This window comes from Aureibaculum algae (assembly GCF_006065315.1).
GTDB lineage: Bacteria > Bacteroidota > Bacteroidia > Flavobacteriales > Flavobacteriaceae > Aureibaculum > Aureibaculum algae.
Genome location: NZ_CP040749.1, coordinates 99,807 through 118,679, shown reverse-complemented (window position 1 = coordinate 118,679; position 18,873 = coordinate 99,807). Strand labels below are relative to the sequence as shown.

At 31.5% G+C, this 18,873-nt stretch carries 20 protein-coding genes; 6 read left to right on the top strand and 14 right to left on the bottom strand.

All coding sequences use genetic code 11. The features are described from left to right. Window positions 1-11 precede the first annotated feature (11 nt). Genes FF125_RS00435 through FF125_RS00425 form a run of 3 tightly spaced genes read right to left on the bottom strand, consistent with a single transcriptional unit; the run spans window position 12 to window position 1,234 of the window. Window positions 12-332 (bottom strand): MGMT family protein, encoded by a 321-nt coding sequence (locus FF125_RS00435; RefSeq protein ID WP_138947933.1) that lies wholly within the window; start codon window positions 330-332, stop codon window positions 12-14. An 18-nt stretch (window positions 333-350) separates the two neighbouring features. Continuing rightward, the gene (trmB, locus tag FF125_RS00430) at window positions 351-1,025 is read right to left on the bottom strand and encodes a tRNA (guanosine(46)-N7)-methyltransferase TrmB (RefSeq protein WP_138947932.1); all 675 of its coding nucleotides are present in this window, start codon (window positions 1,023-1,025) and stop codon (window positions 351-353) included. Window positions 1,026-1,036: 11 nt separating this feature from the next. Further along, window positions 1,037-1,234, bottom strand: coding sequence for a DUF6341 family protein (locus FF125_RS00425; protein WP_138947931.1), 198 nt, complete (start codon window positions 1,232-1,234; stop codon window positions 1,037-1,039). A gap of 42 nt (window positions 1,235-1,276) precedes the next feature. On the opposite strand from FF125_RS00425, the gene FF125_RS00420 reads away from it, so the two are divergent. Next, window positions 1,277-2,194 carry a DUF6427 family protein gene (locus FF125_RS00420; protein ID WP_138947930.1) on the top strand — a complete coding sequence of 306 codons (918 nt, stop codon included), beginning with the start codon at window positions 1,277-1,279 and terminating at the stop codon, window positions 2,192-2,194. A gap of 4 nt (window positions 2,195-2,198) precedes the next feature. On the opposite strand, the gene upp is transcribed toward FF125_RS00420, so the two are convergent. After that, window positions 2,199-2,852 carry a uracil phosphoribosyltransferase gene (upp, locus tag FF125_RS00415; protein WP_138947929.1) on the bottom strand — a complete coding sequence of 218 codons (654 nt, stop codon included), beginning with the start codon at window positions 2,850-2,852 and terminating at the stop codon, window positions 2,199-2,201. A 157-nt stretch (window positions 2,853-3,009) separates the two neighbouring features. On the opposite strand from upp, the gene FF125_RS00410 reads away from it, so the two are divergent. Further along, window positions 3,010-3,276, top strand: a complete 267-nt coding sequence (locus FF125_RS00410) for an immunity 17 family protein (RefSeq protein ID WP_138947928.1) — start codon at window positions 3,010-3,012, stop codon at window positions 3,274-3,276. A gap of 104 nt (window positions 3,277-3,380) precedes the next feature. Then, the gene (lysM, locus tag FF125_RS00405; protein WP_138947927.1) at window positions 3,381-3,866 is read left to right on the top strand and encodes a peptidoglycan-binding protein LysM; all 486 of its coding nucleotides are present in this window, start codon (window positions 3,381-3,383) and stop codon (window positions 3,864-3,866) included. Window positions 3,867-3,932: 66 nt separating this feature from the next. Here the strand turns inward: lysM and FF125_RS00400 are convergent, their stop codons facing one another. The 9 genes from FF125_RS00400 to FF125_RS00360 form a co-directional block, all read right to left on the bottom strand. Continuing rightward, the gene (locus FF125_RS00400; protein WP_138947926.1) at window positions 3,933-5,012 is read right to left on the bottom strand and encodes a porin family protein; all 1,080 of its coding nucleotides are present in this window, start codon (window positions 5,010-5,012) and stop codon (window positions 3,933-3,935) included. A 21-nt stretch (window positions 5,013-5,033) separates the two neighbouring features. Then, window positions 5,034-5,795, bottom strand: a complete 762-nt coding sequence (locus FF125_RS00395; RefSeq protein ID WP_138947925.1) for a hypothetical protein — start codon at window positions 5,793-5,795, stop codon at window positions 5,034-5,036. After that, complete coding sequence (locus tag FF125_RS00390; RefSeq protein WP_138947924.1) at window positions 5,782-6,342, bottom strand: RNA polymerase sigma factor; 561 nt, start codon at window positions 6,340-6,342, stop codon at window positions 5,782-5,784. The genes FF125_RS00395 and FF125_RS00390 overlap by 14 nt, the downstream gene beginning before the upstream one ends. Window positions 6,343-6,435: 93 nt before the next feature. After that, entirely contained in the window at window positions 6,436-7,299 is an 864-nt protein-coding gene (locus FF125_RS00385; RefSeq protein WP_138947923.1) for a DUF4846 domain-containing protein, read from the bottom strand. Window positions 7,300-7,345: 46 nt separating this feature from the next. Then, window positions 7,346-8,377: a glycosyltransferase family 9 protein gene (locus FF125_RS00380; RefSeq protein WP_250629652.1), complete on the bottom strand. Its 1,032-nt coding sequence runs from the start codon at window positions 8,375-8,377 to the stop codon at window positions 7,346-7,348. 109 nt (window positions 8,378-8,486) lie between these two features. Beyond that, complete coding sequence (locus FF125_RS00375) at window positions 8,487-9,566, bottom strand: bifunctional 3-deoxy-7-phosphoheptulonate synthase/chorismate mutase type II (protein WP_138947922.1); 1,080 nt, start codon at window positions 9,564-9,566, stop codon at window positions 8,487-8,489. Window positions 9,567-9,650: 84 nt separating this feature from the next. Next, the gene (locus FF125_RS00370) at window positions 9,651-10,502 is read right to left on the bottom strand and encodes a prephenate dehydrogenase (protein WP_138947921.1); all 852 of its coding nucleotides are present in this window, start codon (window positions 10,500-10,502) and stop codon (window positions 9,651-9,653) included. Continuing rightward, the gene (locus FF125_RS00365; RefSeq protein WP_138947920.1) at window positions 10,503-11,657 is read right to left on the bottom strand and encodes a pyridoxal phosphate-dependent aminotransferase; all 1,155 of its coding nucleotides are present in this window, start codon (window positions 11,655-11,657) and stop codon (window positions 10,503-10,505) included. After that, window positions 11,647-12,483: a prephenate dehydratase gene (locus FF125_RS00360; RefSeq protein ID WP_138947919.1), complete on the bottom strand. Its 837-nt coding sequence runs from the start codon at window positions 12,481-12,483 to the stop codon at window positions 11,647-11,649. The genes FF125_RS00365 and FF125_RS00360 overlap by 11 nt, the downstream gene beginning before the upstream one ends. A gap of 508 nt (window positions 12,484-12,991) precedes the next feature. Here FF125_RS00360 and FF125_RS00355 point away from each other — a divergent pair. After that, the gene (locus FF125_RS00355) at window positions 12,992-14,560 is read left to right on the top strand and encodes a sulfatase family protein (protein WP_138947918.1); all 1,569 of its coding nucleotides are present in this window, start codon (window positions 12,992-12,994) and stop codon (window positions 14,558-14,560) included. Between the two features lie 43 nt (window positions 14,561-14,603). Continuing rightward, the gene (locus FF125_RS00350) at window positions 14,604-14,993 is read left to right on the top strand and encodes a hypothetical protein (RefSeq protein WP_138947917.1); all 390 of its coding nucleotides are present in this window, start codon (window positions 14,604-14,606) and stop codon (window positions 14,991-14,993) included. Window positions 14,994-15,012: 19 nt separating this feature from the next. Here the strand turns inward: FF125_RS00350 and FF125_RS00345 are convergent, their stop codons facing one another. Further along, window positions 15,013-16,131 (bottom strand): sialidase family protein, encoded by a 1,119-nt coding sequence (locus FF125_RS00345; protein ID WP_138947916.1) that lies wholly within the window; start codon window positions 16,129-16,131, stop codon window positions 15,013-15,015. Between the two features lie 130 nt (window positions 16,132-16,261). On the opposite strand from FF125_RS00345, the gene FF125_RS00340 reads away from it, so the two are divergent. Then, window positions 16,262-18,676 (top strand): alpha/beta hydrolase family protein, encoded by a 2,415-nt coding sequence (locus FF125_RS00340; protein ID WP_138947915.1) that lies wholly within the window; start codon window positions 16,262-16,264, stop codon window positions 18,674-18,676. Window positions 18,677-18,873 lie beyond the last annotated feature (197 nt).

Below are 18,873 nucleotides of genomic sequence, written 5' to 3'. Positions count from 1 at the left end.
TTTTTTAACAATTAATCATTTGGGTTCCAAAAAATAGCCTCAAAATTCGAGATTTTAGCGTCTATAACTTCAACTCCTTCATTTTCTAATAGTTGCTGCATTAGGTTAATTCCATCAAAATGATGCTTCCCAGTTAAAATACCATTTCTATTTACAACTCTGTGTGCTGGTACAGTATCATCTATATGGCTAGCATTCATAGCCCAACCAACCATTCTGGCCGATTTTGCAGCTCCCAAATATTTAGCTATTGCTCCATATGATGTGACTCTACCATAAGGAATCTTTCTAGCTATTTTATATACTTTTTCAAAAAAACCATCTTCCGACATAAGTTAAAAAGATTATTGTTACTTGTAAAGCGTCCTAAATTTTATATAAGTTATGGCTTTATTTTGTTCTAAAAACTGATTTTCATAAAAAGTTTTAATCTCAGTAGCTTCTAGAGGGCTATAACTATTAATATAAATATTATGATGTGCATATATAATTTCATGATTCCCTTCTTGCAACAAACCTAAAGTGTAGCCATGTAAAAACTCACTATCAGTTTTTAGGTGCATAACACCCTCATCCGTAAGGATTTGTTGATATTTTTTAAGAAACTCAGGATTTGTCAACCTATGCTTCATCCTCTTATACTTTATCTGAGGATCGGGAAAGGTAATCCAAATTTCACTAACTTCATTAACACCAAAGCACATATCAATTAACTCAATTTGAGTACGTAAAAAAGCAACATTATCAAGTTTATCATCTAATGCTGTTTTAGCTCCACGCCAAAACCGTGACCCCTTAATATCAATGCCAATATAATTTATATTTGGGTTTCGCTTCGCTAAAGCAACAGTATATTCACCTTTGCCGCAACCGAGTTCTAAAATAATTGGATTATTATTTTTAAAAAAAGTATTCCATTTAGATTTTAAATGAAATCCGTCTAATATTTCTTTTCGAGAGGGCTGTACAACATTTACAAACGTTTCATTCTCGCGAAAGCGTTTTAATTTATTTTTACTTCCCAAAATTTACTTTATTAAAGACTATTTTCTCTTTCATGTTTAACCATTTTACTCAACCAATAAAATGCTGCCATAAAACCAATGATAACAATAATAGTGTTTAAAATATTTGATGACCACCAACCATGTATTGATCTAAAATAATCATACGGTACAAATAAAACATTTGTGAAAAAATCGCCTAAAGCTCTAAAAATATTGTTTGCAATCATATCTTAAGTATATTTACAGGGCAAAAATATGAAATATTACCAATGATTGCGAATTTTTTTAATAAATCAACACCTGTAACCACTTTTACCATTTTTATTTTAATAACATTGGTAATTTTAGTTTCAATATTCTCTACACCTGCCATTGATTTTAGCTTTACGTTCTTTTTAAAAAAATTAGCAGTACTATCTTTTTTAATGCTTACCCTCTTATTAGTTCAATTTATTACGAAAAAAAATGGATTAATAAAAGATAATGCCTTTGATTTACTTTTAATAGTACTATTTATTGCCATGTTTCCTAAGGTAATTAGTGAATTTAAATTATTAGGAGCACACTTCGTATTATTATTAGCTTTTAGGAGAATTTATAGCTTAAGAACAATTAAAAACCCTAAAGAAAAATTATTTGACAGTTCTTTTTATATTGGTGTAGCAACAATAATCTATCCTTGGTGTATTTTATATATGGTGCTGCCTTATGCAGCCATTATTAATTTTAATAAACGTACCATTAGAAATGTTCTATTACCTTTGGTTGGACTTATAACATCGTTTATTATTTATGCATCCTATTTAATGTTGATTGACAAGTTCGATACTTATGAGATGGATTTTACTACGAACTTTGTATTTACGAATTACAATTCATTAAATTTACTAATTCCATTAACCTTATTACTAGGATTCATCATTTGGGTAATATTTCCAACTACTTTAAAAATAATATCAATTAATAGTGATCTTAAAAATGCTTGGTTTGTATTAACAGTGCATTTAATAGTTAGTATTCTGATAATTATACCTGCACCCGTTAAAAATGGTTCAGAATTTTTATTTCTATTTTTTCCAACCGCCGTTCTTTTTACAAATTATTTACAAATGGTTAAGGAAAAATGGTTTAAAGATGTGTTTTTGTATTTATTTGTTGCGGCGGCTATTGTTTCTATATTTCTATAAGTTTCTAAAGTTTTTCACCATAACATAAATCACCAGCATCGCCTAAACCTGGTACAATGTATCCTCTAGAGTTTAATTGATTATCAATAGTGGCTATCCATAAATGTGTGTTTTCTGGAAAAACTTTTTCTACATAATTTATACCTTCAATTGACCCGATAACAGAAATAATGTGAATTTGTTTTGGTTTACCATGATCTTTAAATCCTTCTAATACATTTTCTAAAGTTTTACCTGTTGCTAACATAGGATCTGCTAAGAGTAAAATTTTATTATTTAATGATGGAGAAGCCAAATAATTAACAATAACTTCAAATTCATCCTTACCATCTGGATGATGTCTGTATGCAGAAACAAAAGCATTTTCCGCATTATCAAAATAATTTAACAATCCTTGATGTAAAGGAAAGCCTGCCCGCAAAATAGAACATAATACCAAATCATCTTGCAATACCGAAACCTCCTTATCTCCTAAAGGTGTTTGTATCTTTTTTGACTCAAAATCTAAGGTTTTACTTAATTCATAAGAGAGAATTTCGCCAACACGCTCAATGTTTCTTCTAAAACGCATACTATCTTTTTGAATTTCAGTAGCTCTTAGTTCCGAAATAAACTGGCTTAAAATTGAATTTTGTTCTTCAAAATTGTGGAGTATCATAAAAATTAGGCTTTGTACAAAAATACAATTTTATATTTCACTTTTTTGTTTATATCACTTCAATTAACCATATATAAAATACCTTTTGAAACATAAATAAGTGGAAGCAAAATAACTAAAGGCTTAAAAACGTTCTTTACTCATAAAAGTTTAAAACATGGAAGTATTTACAGATTTTATGTCAGCAAACCCAGAGTATGGTTATTTAATTGGTGTCGCAGGCTTTCTGCTGATAATAATAGGATTAATACTTGATTGGGATTGGGTTGTAGAACCCGGTGGAGGCTATATTAACATTGCCTCCTTTATAGAAATGTTTGGACGTAAAACGGTTCGTATACTATATGGTTTAATTATGTTTATTGGAGTTCTCATTTGTTTGTATGGCTTTTTCACTTATAACCCGAGTTTATATCCAAAGTAAATTTCAGTTTATAATTAAAGGATATCCTATTTTTAAAAACAATGATAATTTTTTAAAATTGTCGTATATTAACAGCCTTAAACATAAAAACTAAAAATTAAACTATGGGATTATTTTCATTTATTAAAAACGCAGGTGCAAAGGTATTTGGCATTGGCAAAACTACAGAAGAAGAGTCATTAGAAGATGCAGCGAAAGCAACTGAACTAGCTCGTGTAAAAGCAAGTAAATTGGTTAATGCCGTTGAAGCTTTAGGCTTTGGCGTAACCGACTTAGACATATCTGTTGATGGTGATTTAGCACTTGTTTATGGTGAAGCTGAAAATCAAGCTACTCGTGAAAAAGTAGTTTTAGTTGTGGGTAACACAGAAGGTATTGCAAGCGTTGACGACAGAATGACAACTGCTGTTCAAGAACCTGAAGCTCAATTTCACACTGTTGTTAGTGGTGATACGCTTGGTAAAATTGCAAAAACATATTATGGTAATGCTATGAAGTACCCTGTAATATTTGAAGCTAACAAACCTATGTTATCAGATCCTGATAAGATTTATCCAGGACAAATGTTACGTATTCCTGCTTTGGACTAAAGTAACACAACTTTTTATATCAAAAAAAACCTCCAAAGTGGAGGTTTTTTTAGTTTCAAATTAATTCTATAAATGAAAACGAAGTCCTAATGAAATATTATGTTGTTCCACTAGTGCATCTTTAAAAATTGGATTTAAGTCATACTTTAAATAGATTGTAGTATCTCCAAAACCAGCATAAGTACTTAATCCGTATATAAAATTTGGAGTGTTATAATCTCTCTTAATTTTGTCTTTAACCTTATCACCATCTATTTCATATTTTAATTTTTGACGTGTACCTAAGTTAAAACCACCATAGCCACCAATTCCAAATTTGAACTTTTTATATGTGGAATATCTGATACTTTGCTCTGTTTTTTTAACCTTTGACGGACCAAATTCAAAATGAACGGGAAAAACCAAATTATCCATACGGAATTTCGATTTTTTTAAATCATAATTAAACTCTTGTAATTCTGTTTGACCATCGTTACTTACAAAATATTGATTATCTTTAGGTTTTAAGCCATTAAACTGAAACGAAAGTCCGTAATTAAATCTTAAGAAATTCGAGTTTTTAAAAACACGTGTTTGCCACTCCCATCCTAATTCAAAAAAGCGACTCCCTCCTACTTTATATGGAGAGTCATCTAAGGACTCATTGTCTATCAACGCATTATTTAAACCCATAGCCAAAATTAATGCCGAAGTGGTTCTGTTGTCATATTTTACTTTTTTAGGCCGATTATCTTGAACTTTTACTCCAAAAATATAGTCGTTATCTAAATCTTTGTGTCCCATTCCTACTACAATTCTAGAAGCTCCTAATGAATCTTTTTCACTGATTAGCATCATTTCACCATCATTTCTTTCTAGCAAAGCAATTTTATTATCAATTATAGCATTTCTGTTTTCGATATTTAAGGCTCGTTTTTTTGCTGCTGCTTCTTTTAACCTTTGAGCTTCACTTTCTGTTATTTGTTTATTTTCCAATCGCTTATTTATACTTTCAACTTCCTTTTTCAGAGCTTCTTTTTCTTGAGTAGCTACATAATTCTTTTGGAACTTTAAGCTCTTAATCATTGGTATACTTTTCTCTTGTGCGGTTAAATTTAGGGTGCTAAATAACATTAGCAAACCTATTACATAGATACTTTTGTTCATTTTGTTAATTTTTTTTAAATATTAATTTGAATCGGCAAGGGCATTTTTTGTTTCTAATATTCCTTTTTTAAGCAAGTCGAAAAGCTTGTCTTTTAAAGGTTTCTCTAACTCTCCTTCCACTTCGTTCAGTAATGCCATGGCATCAACAGAACCGTCTTGGCGAAATATTTTATTTTGAAGTATTTCCTTTTGGGCTTGTAGTATTAAAGAATCAACCTCCATATCTGTTAAGATGTTCTCATTTTGTTCAAGTTTATCAACCTTAGCTGCTACTTCAGCAATTTTTTGTTGTATTATTTCTTCTTGACTAAACACAACTTTGTCATTTTTAACTTTCTGTTGTGGTTGAACTATGGCAATCGCATTACCTTCATTTATTATTGGTTTTTTAATTTCTTTTTCTAACCTCTCAACTTTTTCTTTTTTATTAACTTCTTTAGTATTAGTTGGCGTTACAACCTCTGTATTTGCAATTTCATTTTCTTCAATTTCTTTTGCTAATGAATTTGAATCCTTTTCTATAATTTCAAGATTTTTTTTATTAGTCTCAACCACAGTATCACTATCATTACTATCAGTTGTATCATAATTGAAATATATTGTAGAAATAATGAGTAATCCTGTAAAACTTGCCGCAATACCTAACCATATATAGCGAGTTTTCTTTTCTTTTTGAGCTGGTTCTAACTTATTAGAAATTTTATTCCATGCATTATCAGATGGTTCAATTTCTCGCCTATTTAGCTCCTCTTTTATATGTTGTTCAAATTTATTTGGTGCCATAACCTATAATTTTCTGCTGCTTTAATTTTTCTTGAAGCATTTTTCGTGCTTTAAACAATTGCGATTTGGATGTGCTTTCTGTAATACCTAGCATTTCGGCAATTTCTTGATGTTTGTAACCTTCAACTGTATTTAATATAAATACTGCTTTATAGCCTGTTGGCAACGCATCTATTAACAACTGAATATGTGCAACGTCTAGTTCAGAAGTATACGTGTCAACATCCTTATTTCTTTCAATAATATCGTCGTCATAAACCACAAATTGCTGTTTTCTAAGGTGTGAAATAGATTCCCTTACCATAATTTTCCGTATCCAACCTTCAAAACTTCCTTCGTGTTTAAACGAACTTAAATGCTTAAAAACTTTTACAAACCCATCAACCATAACATCTTCTGCAAAATGCAAATCATTAATATACTGTCTACAAACACTTAACATTTTTGGTGCATGTTTTTCGCACAACGCCTGCTGTGCTTGCCTGTTTTCAGCAGCAGCCTTTTTAATCAATTGCTTTTCGTTATTATAAAATGGTATAATTTTCAATTGTTTTGTTTTCTATTTATATAGACGCATTGAAATTAAAAATAGTTGCCTGAAGTAAAATAAATTATCAAAATAATTCAATAAGAGCAGTGTTTAATTGAATCTTCTTAAATTATTTTTAGTGAAATTCCACTCTGGAGTATATAAATATTGCAAATTTTCAGCATCATACCAAGGTGAAATGTTCGTATTCTTAAAGTTCTTTAAAACATGTATTTCTTGTGCAGGCATATAACTCTGAGCCAGTAAAAACAGCTTTTTACCTTCTTTGTTTTTAGCAACATCTACCACAATTACAGCATGACCTGGACTACCACCTTGAATAAAAACATCGCCTATTTGTATTTCTTCAACATTAATTTTTTTCATTTCCTTCTCTAATGACAACGTTCCGGCATAACTAAAAACCATAGTTAAGTATTTATCAAAACTCGTTCTTGAGTCGCTCTTTGAACTTCCATTATACCAACTTACCTTATTCCCATTTACAGAAATACGTTGTCCGTTACGCCATTTACTATACTCCGCGTTAAAACCATTGGTGAAATTAAAATGAATGCTATCATATATTTTTTGTTGATAGAGATAATCGGCTCGCAAACGCATTGTTGCATCTGCACATTGTTGCAAATCACGTTTACCAACACTGATATCAAAAATAGCCGCATGCACGTCTTGACGGTTCTTTAAATTACCATTAAAAAGCTGAACTTGCTTACCATGCTCTTTTAAAGGATAGTTTTGTAAAAAATAACCAAATGTTTTTTTTTGAAGTGAATCTCTTTTATAGCCTTTTGGAGGATAAAATCTAGTTTTTAAGGTATTTCCGTCAGGATTTATATGATTTTGTTTTATTGTTGGTGCAGTTGCAATACTATACGAATATTGAGACACTCTTTCCTTTTTGCATGAAGAAAGTACAATTAATAAAATAATGCTTGTAACTTTTTTTACCATGTGATTAGATTATCAACTATTATTCCATAAAACTTTACAAAACCTATTAAATGATGGCTACAATTTTATCGACCACCATTTGCGGATTGATACTACGCATTACATCTTCATAGCCTTCACAAATTTTATTGCCATAAATAGAGCATGGTAGGTTGGGATATTGCTCTAAATTTGGTAAAATTTGATGGTTTTGAGGTTGATTAAAAGGGACAAACCCGGCAAATGGATGTGTAACACCCCAAATAGTTAAGGTTTTAACCCCTTGCATAGCTGATAAATGTCCGTTAGCAGAATCCATACTAAGCATACCATCTAAATTTGAAATTAGAGCTAATTCCTCTTTAAATTTTAACTTTCCAGCGACGGAAATGGTGTTTTCGAATCTTTTTTCTAAAGCGATTAAAGCTTTTATTTCGTGTGCTCCACCACCAAAAAGCATAATTTTATAATTGTTGGATGCCGATAGCTTATCAATTACCTTTTCTATTAAATCTAGTGGATACATTTTACCTTGATGTTGTGCAAAAGGAGCAATACCAATCCATTTTTTATGGTCTAATCCAACCAAATCATTTATTTTTTCTGATAATATTGATTTTTCAGGAAAAACAGGGTTTGTTAAATCAAATTCATATCCTAACTTTCTAAATACATCTGCGTAACGTTGCTGCGAGGTTTTTAGCTGTTTAAATATCTTATTCTCAATACGTACTAATGCTTTTTTTTCTGCTCTACCCTTATCAATTATCGCCGTTTTTATCCCAAAAAGAAAAAATCGTAAAATTTTTGATCGCAGCACATTATGTAAATCGGCAATTGCATTGAATTGCAATGGTTTCAATTCTTTGCTCAATTTATACAAACCCATAAGACCCTTATGTGTTCCTTTTACATCTGCTGCGTAAAAGTGCACATTAGGAATATCATCAAACAAAGGTTTGAGAAAAGCCCTAGAAACCATTGTTATTTTAATTGTTCGGTGTTGTTCTACTAAAGCTCTAATAATGGGAACGACCATCGCCACATCGCCCATTGCAGAGAGACGAATAACTAATATATGTGATGATTTAGAGTCCATAAATTTCGAATAAAAATACTAAAAATAACCCCTCGAATATAAAAAAATCCCACATAGTTTTGAAAACCATGTAGGACTTAATCTTTAATTATATTTCAAAAATTGAATACTAACTATTTACAATTTTCTCTTGATGTTCAATAGACTCTTGATGGATAGATTTGAATATTTTTTCTATAAAATCTTCACTAAGCCCATTTAGTTTACCTTCATTAACCATTCCTTGCATTACTTCTGACCATCGGCTACGTTGTAAAATAGCAACGTTACTTTCTTTTTTCACCTTACCAATGTTTTCAACAACATCCATTCTATCGGCTAATAAATCAATTAATTGTTTGTCTAACACATTGATTTGAGCTCTCAAATTATTTAATTTATCTAAAGAATCTTTTTCTTCTACTCTCCCTTTACGAACTTTAAGCTCTTCAGTAATTTCATTTAATCTAGCTGGTGTAATTTGTTGTTTAGCATCACTCCAAGCATTATCAGGGTCAAAATGCGTTTCTATCATTAAGCCTTCAAATTTTAAATCTAAAGAAGTCTGACATACATCAAATATACCTTCACGCTCACCACAAATGTGAGAAGGATCATTAATTATTGGCAATGTTGGAAATCTTTGTTTTAATGCAATAGGAATTTGCCATTGTGGAGTATTTCTATATTTCGTCTTTTTAAAAGAAGAAAAACCTCTATGAATAGCTCCTAAATTTTTAATTCCCATAGTATGTAAACGCTCAATAGCACCAATCCACAATTCTAAATCAGGATTTATAGGATTTTTTACCAACACTATTTTATCAGTACCTGCCAATGCATCTGCAATTTCTTGTACAGCAAAAGGATTTACAGTTGTTCTTGCACCAATCCAAATGATATCAATATCAAATTCTAAAGCTAACTTAGCATGCTCTGCATTAGCCACCTCAACGGTAGTTAACATTCCTGTTTCTTCCTTTACTTTGGCCATCCATGGTAATGCCTTTACACCATTGCCTTCAAAATTCCCAGGACGTGTTCTTGGTTTCCAAATACCTGCTCTAAAAACAGTAGCATCCGTTTCTTTTAGTTGATGAGCTATTTTTAAAACTTGCTCTTCCGTTTCTGCACTACATGGGCCGGCAATTACTAAAGGATGGTTTAACTCCATCTTCTTTAACCATGTTGAAAAGTCTACTGATTCCATAATTTCTTCTGTTTGCGATTAAATACTACTGCGTATTATATTTATTATTAATTATTTTTTACTTATTGATTACTAGATGCTTAATTACTTAACAATACCATCTAGTATGTTTTTAATTCTATTTGTATTCTCCATAATATTAAAAACCTCTTCATTTGACCCCTCTTCAATCTTATTTTTAAAGGTTTCTAAGTTTTTAATATACTCGGTTAATGATTTTAAAACGTTCTCTTTGTTTTGCAAAAAAATGGGCGTCCACATTGCGGGTGAACTTTTTGCCAAACGCACCGTTGATCTAAATCCACTCCCTGCCATATTAAAAATATTGTGCTCATTTGGCTCGATTTCTAGTACCGTTTTACCCAACATAAATGAACTTATATGGGATAAATGCGAAACATAAGCAATGTGTTTGTCATGCTCATCAGCTTTCATAAAAGTGGTACGCATTTCTAATTTATCAAAAATTTGTAATGCTTTTTCTAATATTTTTTTATCTGATAACTTTTTTTCACAAATTATATTAATCTTATTGGTAAACAAACCACTAAATGCTGCTTCTGGACCTGAAAACTCAGTACCGGCAATTGGGTGAGCCGCAACATAATTCTTTCTATTGGGATGTTCTTTTACCTGATTACATACTTGCCCTTTTACTGACCCAACATCAAAAACCAATGTGTTTTCATTAATTTGATCTAAAACCGATTTTGTAACTGGCGGTATAGCATCGGCAGGAACAGCAACAATTACAACATCTGCTTCAGTTAAAATTGAATCAGCTCCAATTTCATCAATTATACCTAATTCCAATGCTTTACTAGTGTGATTTATATTTCTATCAATTCCAATAATATGATAATTACCATTTTTCTTAAGGTCAATTGCCATTGAACCTCCTATTAACCCTAAACCGATAACAACTACTTTTTCCATTTAATTAGCTCTCAATATTCGACTTAATACTTCGCTTAAAACTTCTTCTGTAACACATAACGAAAGTCTTATATACCCTTCTCCATTAGTTCCAAAAATAGTACCTGGAGCTAAAAACACATCATAGGTATATAATAAATCATCTGCTGTTTGCTCTGCCGTTAATCCAATTGGTAATTTTGCCCAAACAAACAAACCAGAGGCATCCTTGTCATATGTACAACCTAACGCATCGGCAATCTTCCAAGCGATATTTCTACGTTTTTCATAAATAATATTTAGGTTATTAAACCAACTATTATCCGATTGTAGGGCTGCAATTGCTCCCTGTTGAATGCCATAAAACATTCCTGAATCCATATTACTTTTTACCTGTAAAACCGTATTCATATGCTCAGCAGAACCCAATAACATACCTACACGCCAACCTGCCATATTAAAAGTTTTACTGAGTGAATTTAGCTCTAACGCCACCTCTTTTGCTCCATCTATATTTAGAATACTAAGCGGATTATCATTTAAGATAAAACTATATGGATTGTCATTTATTAAAATAATATCATGCTTTTTAGCAAAGGCAATCAGGTTTTTAAACAACTCTTTTGTTGGCTTTTTACCCGTTGGCATATGAGGATAATTTACCCACATTAACTTAACTTTAGATAAATCAGATTTTTCTAAGGTTTCTAAATCAGGTAACCAATTGTTTTCATCCACCAAATCGTAATACACAGGTTGAGCTTCTAATAAATTAGTAACTGAAGTATATGTTGGATAACCAGGATTTGGAATTAAAACCTCATCACCTACATTTAAAAATGCCATTGAAATGTGCATTATGCCCTCTTTGGAACCCATTAAAGGTAAAATTTCATTCTCTGGGTTTATATCAACATCGTAATATTTATTATAGAAATTAGAAATGGCAGCTCTGAATTCTGGTAACCCTTGATAACTTTGGTATCCGTGAATATTATTTTGTTCCAACGCGTTCTGCATTGCTCTACTTACAGTAATTGGCGGATCCAAATCAGGACTTCCAATACCAATATTAATTATAGGTTTGCCAGCTGCCTTAAGCTGACGAACTTCCCTTAATTTACGAGAAAAATAGTACTCCTTTACGCTATTTAATCTGTTGGCTTTAGCTGTCATGCTTACGTTTACTTTGTTTGTATTCTCCTATTACTTTTAAATCACTCACTTTATTTTTAACTTCAATAATTGCCTTCTGAAATTGTTGATAATCATCAAAAACAACATCTGCAAAAAAGGAATAATTCCAGGGGTTATCAATAATTGGTAACGATTGTATTTTGGACAAATTCATATTAAAGCTAGCAAAAATACGCAATACCTCAGACAAACTTCCTGTATGATGGTGAGTTACAAAGCGTAACGATGCTTTATTAACTTCGTTTGTTGTATGAATATTACCATTGCTTTTCTTTAATATAAAAAAGCGGGTATAGTTTTGCTTCCTTGTCTGTATTTCACTTTCAATGATATTCAAATTATATATTTCAGCAGCCATATTACTCGCAATAGCAGCAATACCCATCAACTTTTTATCTTGTATTTGTTTTGCAACCTCAGCCGTATCACTTTCTTCAACCAATTTAATATTTGGATAATCTCTAAAGTATTTTCTACATTGTAATATTGCCATTGGGTGCGACCATACTTCTTTTATGTCTGATAACGACTGCCCTTCCAATGCCATTAAATTATGATGAATAGGCAAATGTACTTCACCATGAATTCTTAAATCGAATTCATCAATCAAAGCATAATTTGATAAAATAGAACCTGCTAACGTATTTTCAATGGCCATAACAGCTCCGTCTACTTTATTTGAATTCATTAGTTGAGGCATTACATCAAAAGACAAGCACTCTGTTAAATTAACATCTTCACCAAAATACTGATGAGCCACGATGTGGTGAAATGAGCCTAAAATACCTTGAATAGCAATATTCATGTTTAAAAATTTACAATTGAATTGGTTAAAACTTAATCTATCCTTAAAAGTTTAAATCAATTCATAAAAAAAGCCTCGAATTAACGAGGCTTATATATGATTGTGTTTATAAATTATTGTTCTAAAACACCAACAAAGCCTCGCTCCATCTTATAAAAATAAAAGAAGTAGAAATAAGCTTGCCAAGTGTTAAATAAATTCATTTTCTCTGTTTGAAAAGACAAATCTATTATTAAAAATTTAATAAACAAATTATTTTTAGTGATATATACTCTTTTTTATTGAATTTTCAATAATACCTAACTTTCATTTTTAATAAAAGACTAAAAGATGCCCTCAGCCTAAATTTTAGTAAAAGTTATTTTCTCTTTTATTATAAAAAAGCAACTTTAGCAAAAAAAGAATTAATAAGTTTAACTTTACCCAATAAGCAATAATCTTTATTAAAATGACCATCAACCCAATCAGCACATTCAAGTTTGCAGTATTAACAAGCATTTTGTTATTTATGACATCATGTAAAACTGAACAAAAAAACGACAAAACACCAACGACAGAAAATAAAAAACCCAATATTGTTTTTATTATGTCAGACGATCATGCCTATCAAGCGATAAGTGCCTATTCTGATAAGTTAATAAAAACCCCAAATATTGATAGGCTTGCCAATGAGGGTATGCTTTTTAATAATGCTAGTGTTACCAACTCTATCTGTGCACCTTCAAGGGCAGTTATATTAACAGGAAAACACAGCCATTTAAATGGAAAGATTGATAATTTGAGTGCCTTTGACACCACAAATGTTACCTTTCCGCAATTGTTGCAAAATGCGGGTTACCAAACGGCCATGTTTGGTAAATTACATTTTGGTAACAATCCGAAAGGTTTTGATGAATTTAAAATCTTACCAGGACAAGGAAATTATTATAACCCAAAGTTTATAACTCAAAAAGGGGATACCACGATAAATGGTTATGTAACCGACATTACCACGGACTTAGCTCTTGATTGGTTAAAAAACAGAAGAGATACTGAAAAACCTTTTTTATTAATGTATTTACACAAAGCACCACATAGAGCTTGGTACCCCGCTGAAAAATACTATAAAGAATATACCAAAAAAACATTTCCGTTACCAGAAACTTTATTCGATAATTATGAAGGTAGAGTGGCTGCAAAAACTGCTGAAATGAATATTTTAAAGCATATGCATTTAGCTTATGATAACAAAATTGATCAGGAAGTTCTAAAAAAATTAAACATTTTTGATGGAATGGGAAGGTCTGAAACAAAACGTATGACTCCTGAACAACGTAGTCGTTGGGATAGTGTTTACAATCCTATTATTGCCGATTTCGAAAAGCGATACCCTACGATGGACGATAAACAACTAATGGAATGGAAATACCAACGTTATTTACAAGATTATTTAGGCACTATTGCTTCAGTTGATGATAATGTGGGTAGAATGTTAGATTATTTAGATGAAGAAAAATTATCAGATAATACAGTGATTATTTATACATCAGACCAAGGTTTCTATCTTGGTGAACATGGTTGGTTTGATAAACGCTTTATGTATGACGAGTCTTTTAAAACTCCTTTATTGATAAAATGGCCAAACAAAATTACAGCGGGTACCACAGAAGATGAAATGGTACAAAACCTTGACTTTGCTCAAACTTTTCTTGAAATAGCTGGTGTTAATGCACCAGATGATATGCAAGGTGAAAGCTTAGTACCTCTTTTAAAAGGTCAAAAAGAAAAATGGGACAGAGATGCTGTGTATTATCATTATTATGAATACCCTGCAGAGCACGCTGTAAAACGCCACTATGGTATTGCTACAAAAGAATTTAAAATCATACATTTTTACCATGATATAGATACATGGGAATTTTACGACCGTAAAAAAGATCCGCAAGAAATGCATAACCTCATCAATGATAAAAACTATGCTGATGAAATTGCTGAAATGAAACAAAAGTTAAAAGAAACTCGAGAAAAATATAAAGATTCTGAAACGTTGGATAATCAATATATTGAATTGTATAAGGATAAGAAGAAAAGGCATTAGTTTATACTAGTAAAACTTACTGGAGCTAGGAATAAAATTAATAATGATTAAAAAAGTTTACTCTTTTATATATTATTATGTATATAGATCAATAAGAAAAAATGATAAATCAACTGCAGTTGGAATTGCAGCGATGGTTTTTGCGACTATAGAAGGTTTCAATATTTTGGTCATTTTTAGTTTTATTAAAAAAATATTGGATTATAATGTGTACGAAAAGTTAGGAAAACTTTTGTTTGTTTTTATATTTATTCTTTTATTAATTTTAAATTTAGCAATCATTTATTATAAGAGTTGGTATAAGGACATTATAAATAAATATGAAGATTTCTCAGATGAAGTGCGTAAAATGAACTGGAAAATCACTTTAAGCTATATGTTAGTCTCTTTTCTATTAGTTCTTATTATTCCCCCTGTTCTCGCGAGTTTGTAAATGGTGGTTTTTTTAGACCTTACCTCTTCTCCAACTTATCCTCTCCATCCGTTAACCATTCCAATGAAAAGCTTACAAAAGGATTTTCAGTATAATTATCCTTTTCAAAAAACAAACCGATATCGCCATTTTTAAGAATGGTTAAAGAAGAATATGCAGAACTTCCACTATACACAGTTTTCCCTTTTGACCAGGTTTTACCTTCGTCATAACTAATTTTTACAGTGAGATTTTCTCTTTGGTCTTTGCTGTTGGCATTTGAAAATAACAATCTATTTTTTTTATAACCATCTTCAATGGAAGTATATCTAATTATACTGGCATTACAGGCTGGGTCAATCAACTCGGGTTGTGGTTCGGTTTTCCACGTTTTACCATTGTCTTTAGAAGTATGGATATAACGCATTCCCGCTTTACTGACGCGAGCATTAATCATTAATGTTCCGTCAACCAATTCCACAATTTTAGATTCATCAGCTGGTTTTAAGGGGCTATCTACAAAGAACCATGACTTACCATGATCGTCGCTTCCAAAAACGTGCATGCCGCTTTCTAAGTTAACCATGCAATGCAGTAATCGTCCGTCTTTAGTTTGTATACCTCTCCCTGAGGTTATAAATTTAAAATCGTTATGCCATTCTGGTTTTGCAATTTGGGAGGTAATATCTTCAGGTTTACTCCATGTTAGCCCATTATCAGAGCTTTTGGTAACATGTAAATAATAAACATTCAACTCCTTGTCCAAATCCATATAATTATAGAACATAAAAATTTCATTGGTTTTAATATCCACAATCATAGAAGGATCTGAGGCTGATTTTCCATATGGAAAATCGACTACACGTTCAATAGCTGACCAAGTTTTGCCGTTGTCTGAGCTACGCCTAATAACGATATTAATTTCCTTACTCCATTTTAAATCACCACAAGAAGGTACACGCTCGTCAATAGCGGCAATTAGGTCTCCGTTTGGAGCAGTAACTAAAGAAGGTATACGGTAACAACTAACACTATCAGTCATAGAGGTATTAAATAAATCTGTGAATACAATCTCTTCCAAAGTTTTTCCAGTCTCCAATTTTTGGCCATGTATTAACAATGCAGAAGAAAATACAATTATTAAGATTAATTTATTCATTATTCAGTTTTGGTTACGGTTTAAAAGCTTTTCGTAAAGCTATACTTATTATTTTAAATTCCGGGTATTTCTTACTAAATTGCTGAAGATTGAATAATTACAGCAACCCACTCCATAATTATAGACAACTATGAAATCAATTATTTATGCTTTTCTCCTACTTTTTATAATAAAAGTAAATGCTCAAGTAAATGTTACCTATCAAAAACCTTCAAAAGAAATATTAGATTTAGTTGATGTTCCTTTAGCTCCATCAGTTATAATGGATGCTAATAAATCGATTATGGTTTTTTTATACAGAGATGCTTTTAAAACCATTGCTGAACTTTCTGAAGATGAACTGCGTTTAGGAGGATTACGTATAAATCCTAAAACTAATATTGGTAGTAGAACCAACTACTATAACAATATTAAAATGAAAAGTTTAAGTAATAAAAATGCAGAATTAATACAGGTTTCGGGATTACCTGAAAATCCAAGAATTGCCAATTTTACTTGGAGCCCTAATCAAATGAAGATTGCCTTTACACAAACCACAACGGAAGGGGTTGAATTGTGGGTTATAGACATTGCTTCTGCAACTGCTAGAAAATTAACAGATGCAAAAATCAATGCCAATATGCGAGATGTTATTAATTGGTTTGAAGACAGTGAATCTATTTTGGTAAAAATGCTTTCTGAAGATAGAAAAGAATTGATTAATACGAGTGAAGCGATCCCAACAGGTCCAACAGTTTCTGTTAATGATGGTAAAAAAGCTCAAAACAGAACCTATCAAGATTTATTGAAGAACCCTAATGATGAACATAACTTTGAACAATTGGCACTGTCAGAATTGTATAAAATTTCTTTAAATGGAGATACACTGAAATGGTTAGAAACTGATATGTATGGATCTATTACTTTTTCTCCTGATGGTAAATATGTAATGGTAAATACTATTCAAAAACCATTTTCATACCTCGTTACTTATGGACGTTTTCCTTCTATAACTAAAATTTATGCTAAAAATGGTATGGAAATAGCTCAAGTCTTAGAGTCTCCATTATTGGAAGACTTGCCACAAGGTTTTATGGCTGTTAAAAAAGGTAGAAGAAACATGAGCTGGCGTTCTGACAAACCTTCAACTCTGATTTATGCGGAAGCATTAGACGAAGGGAATCCTGAAAACAAAGTCGATTTTAGAGATGAAGTTTTTCAACTAGAAGCTCCGTTTAAAGGAGATGGTAAAAGTATTTTAAAAACTATAAATCGTTATTCTGGTATTCAATGGGCTAATGACAATGTTGCTATTGCCTTTGATTATTGGTGGAATACTAGAAACACCAAGACCTACATTTTTAATCCTTCTGATGCTTCTCAACAATCGGAAATTATTGAAGACAGAAACTACCAAGATGTCTATGCAAACCCAGGGCGATTTGTTACCAAAAGAAATGAAATGGGAAGATCTGTAGTGGCCATAGATAAAAACAATAATTCGTATTTAATTGGTGACGGGTATTCTGACAAAGGTCAATTTCCGTTCGTAGATAAACTAAATTTAAAAACAAAGAAAAAAGAACGGGTCTACCAATCTGCATATACTGATAAGTTAGAAGATATTTATGATTTTGATGTGGATAAAAATGAATTACTGGTTCGAATAGAATCGCCAAGTGAATACCCTAATTATTATTTTAAAAAATTGCGAAATGAAAAATTAACGCAATTGACTGCTTTTGAGAACCCGTTTAAGGCTATTCAAAATGTTCATAAGGAAGTTATTAATTACAAACGTGAAGATGGATTAGATCTTTCTGGCACATTATATCTTCCTGTTGGTTATGATATGGAGAAAAAAGAAAAAATGCCAATGATTTTATGGGCGTACCCAAGAGAATATAAAGATAAAAGTAGTGCTTCTCAAAATACAAGCAATTCTAATGAGTTTATTTCTCCCTATTGGGGCTCTCCAATCTATTGGGTAGATAAAGGTTACGTAGTCCTAGATGACGCGGCATTTCCTATTGTAGGTGAAGGTGATAACCAACCCAATGATACCTTTAGAACGCAATTGGTAGGTAATGCCAAAGCCGCTATTGATGCCGTAGATAGTTTGGGCTATATAGATAGAAATCGCGTTGCTGTGGGCGGGCATAGTTATGGTGCATTTATGGTGGCCAATTTATTATCACATTGTAATTTATTTGCAGCAGGTATCGCTAGAAGCGGTGCTTACAATAGAACATTAACACCTTTTGGGTTTCAAAGTGAAGAACGAAATTATTGGGAGGCCCCAGAAGTATATTACACGATGTCACCCTTTATGCACGCTGATAAAATGAAAACTCCATTATTAATGACACATGGTATTGCTGACAACAATTCTGGAACTTATCCACTACAAAGTGAACGTTATTTTAACGCCTTAAAAGGCTTAGGAGCAACGGTAAGGTTAGTTATGCTTCCAAAAGAAAGTCATGGTTATAGAGCAAAAGAAAGTATCTTACATTTGCTTTGGGAACAAGACCAATGGTTAGAAAAATATGTAAAAAATAAATAATTACCTGGCCAATAAGATATCCCTCTTTAAAAAGAGGAGGGAATCAAGTTTGACTATCAAATGATAATTATTATATAAGTACATTTTGAAAATTCTCATTTGAAATTCAGAAAAATTAAAATCTTAAAAAACAACTTGAGTAAAGAGACCTTAAAGATTCCATAGTTGTGAATTTGAACAAGGTTAATATTTAATAT

Bases quoted from the DNA above. Each gene is read 5' to 3' on its own strand.
- lysM (WP_138947927.1), top strand. From the start codon at position 3,381: ATGGGATTATTTTCATTTATTAAAAACGCAGGTGCAAAGGTATTTGGC.
- FF125_RS00345 (WP_138947916.1), bottom strand. From the start codon at position 16,131: ATGAATAAATTAATCTTAATAATTGTATTTTCTTCTGCATTGTTAATA.
- FF125_RS00375 (WP_138947922.1), bottom strand. From the start codon at position 9,566: ATGGAATCAGTAGACTTTTCAACATGGTTAAAGAAGATGGAGTTAAAC.
- FF125_RS00350 (WP_138947917.1), top strand. From the start codon at position 14,604: ATGATTAAAAAAGTTTACTCTTTTATATATTATTATGTATATAGATCA.
- FF125_RS00420 (WP_138947930.1), top strand. From the start codon at position 1,277: ATGATTGCGAATTTTTTTAATAAATCAACACCTGTAACCACTTTTACC.
- FF125_RS00400 (WP_138947926.1), bottom strand. From the start codon at position 5,012: ATGAACAAAAGTATCTATGTAATAGGTTTGCTAATGTTATTTAGCACC.
- FF125_RS00340 (WP_138947915.1), top strand. From the start codon at position 16,262: ATGAAATCAATTATTTATGCTTTTCTCCTACTTTTTATAATAAAAGTA.
- FF125_RS00395 (WP_138947925.1), bottom strand. From the start codon at position 5,795: ATGGCACCAAATAAATTTGAACAACATATAAAAGAGGAGCTAAATAGG.
- FF125_RS00385 (WP_138947923.1), bottom strand. From the start codon at position 7,299: ATGGTAAAAAAAGTTACAAGCATTATTTTATTAATTGTACTTTCTTCA.
- FF125_RS00355 (WP_138947918.1), top strand. From the start codon at position 12,992: ATGACATCATGTAAAACTGAACAAAAAAACGACAAAACACCAACGACA.
- FF125_RS00370 (WP_138947921.1), bottom strand. From the start codon at position 10,502: ATGGAAAAAGTAGTTGTTATCGGTTTAGGGTTAATAGGAGGTTCAATG.
- upp (WP_138947929.1), bottom strand. From the start codon at position 2,852: ATGATACTCCACAATTTTGAAGAACAAAATTCAATTTTAAGCCAGTTT.
- FF125_RS00360 (WP_138947919.1), bottom strand. From the start codon at position 12,483: ATGAATATTGCTATTCAAGGTATTTTAGGCTCATTTCACCACATCGTG.
- FF125_RS00365 (WP_138947920.1), bottom strand. From the start codon at position 11,657: ATGACAGCTAAAGCCAACAGATTAAATAGCGTAAAGGAGTACTATTTT.
- FF125_RS00380 (WP_250629652.1), bottom strand. From the start codon at position 8,377: ATGGACTCTAAATCATCACATATATTAGTTATTCGTCTCTCTGCAATG.
- FF125_RS00435 (WP_138947933.1), bottom strand. From the start codon at position 332: ATGTCGGAAGATGGTTTTTTTGAAAAAGTATATAAAATAGCTAGAAAG.
- FF125_RS00425 (WP_138947931.1), bottom strand. From the start codon at position 1,234: ATGATTGCAAACAATATTTTTAGAGCTTTAGGCGATTTTTTCACAAAT.
- FF125_RS00410 (WP_138947928.1), top strand. From the start codon at position 3,010: ATGGAAGTATTTACAGATTTTATGTCAGCAAACCCAGAGTATGGTTAT.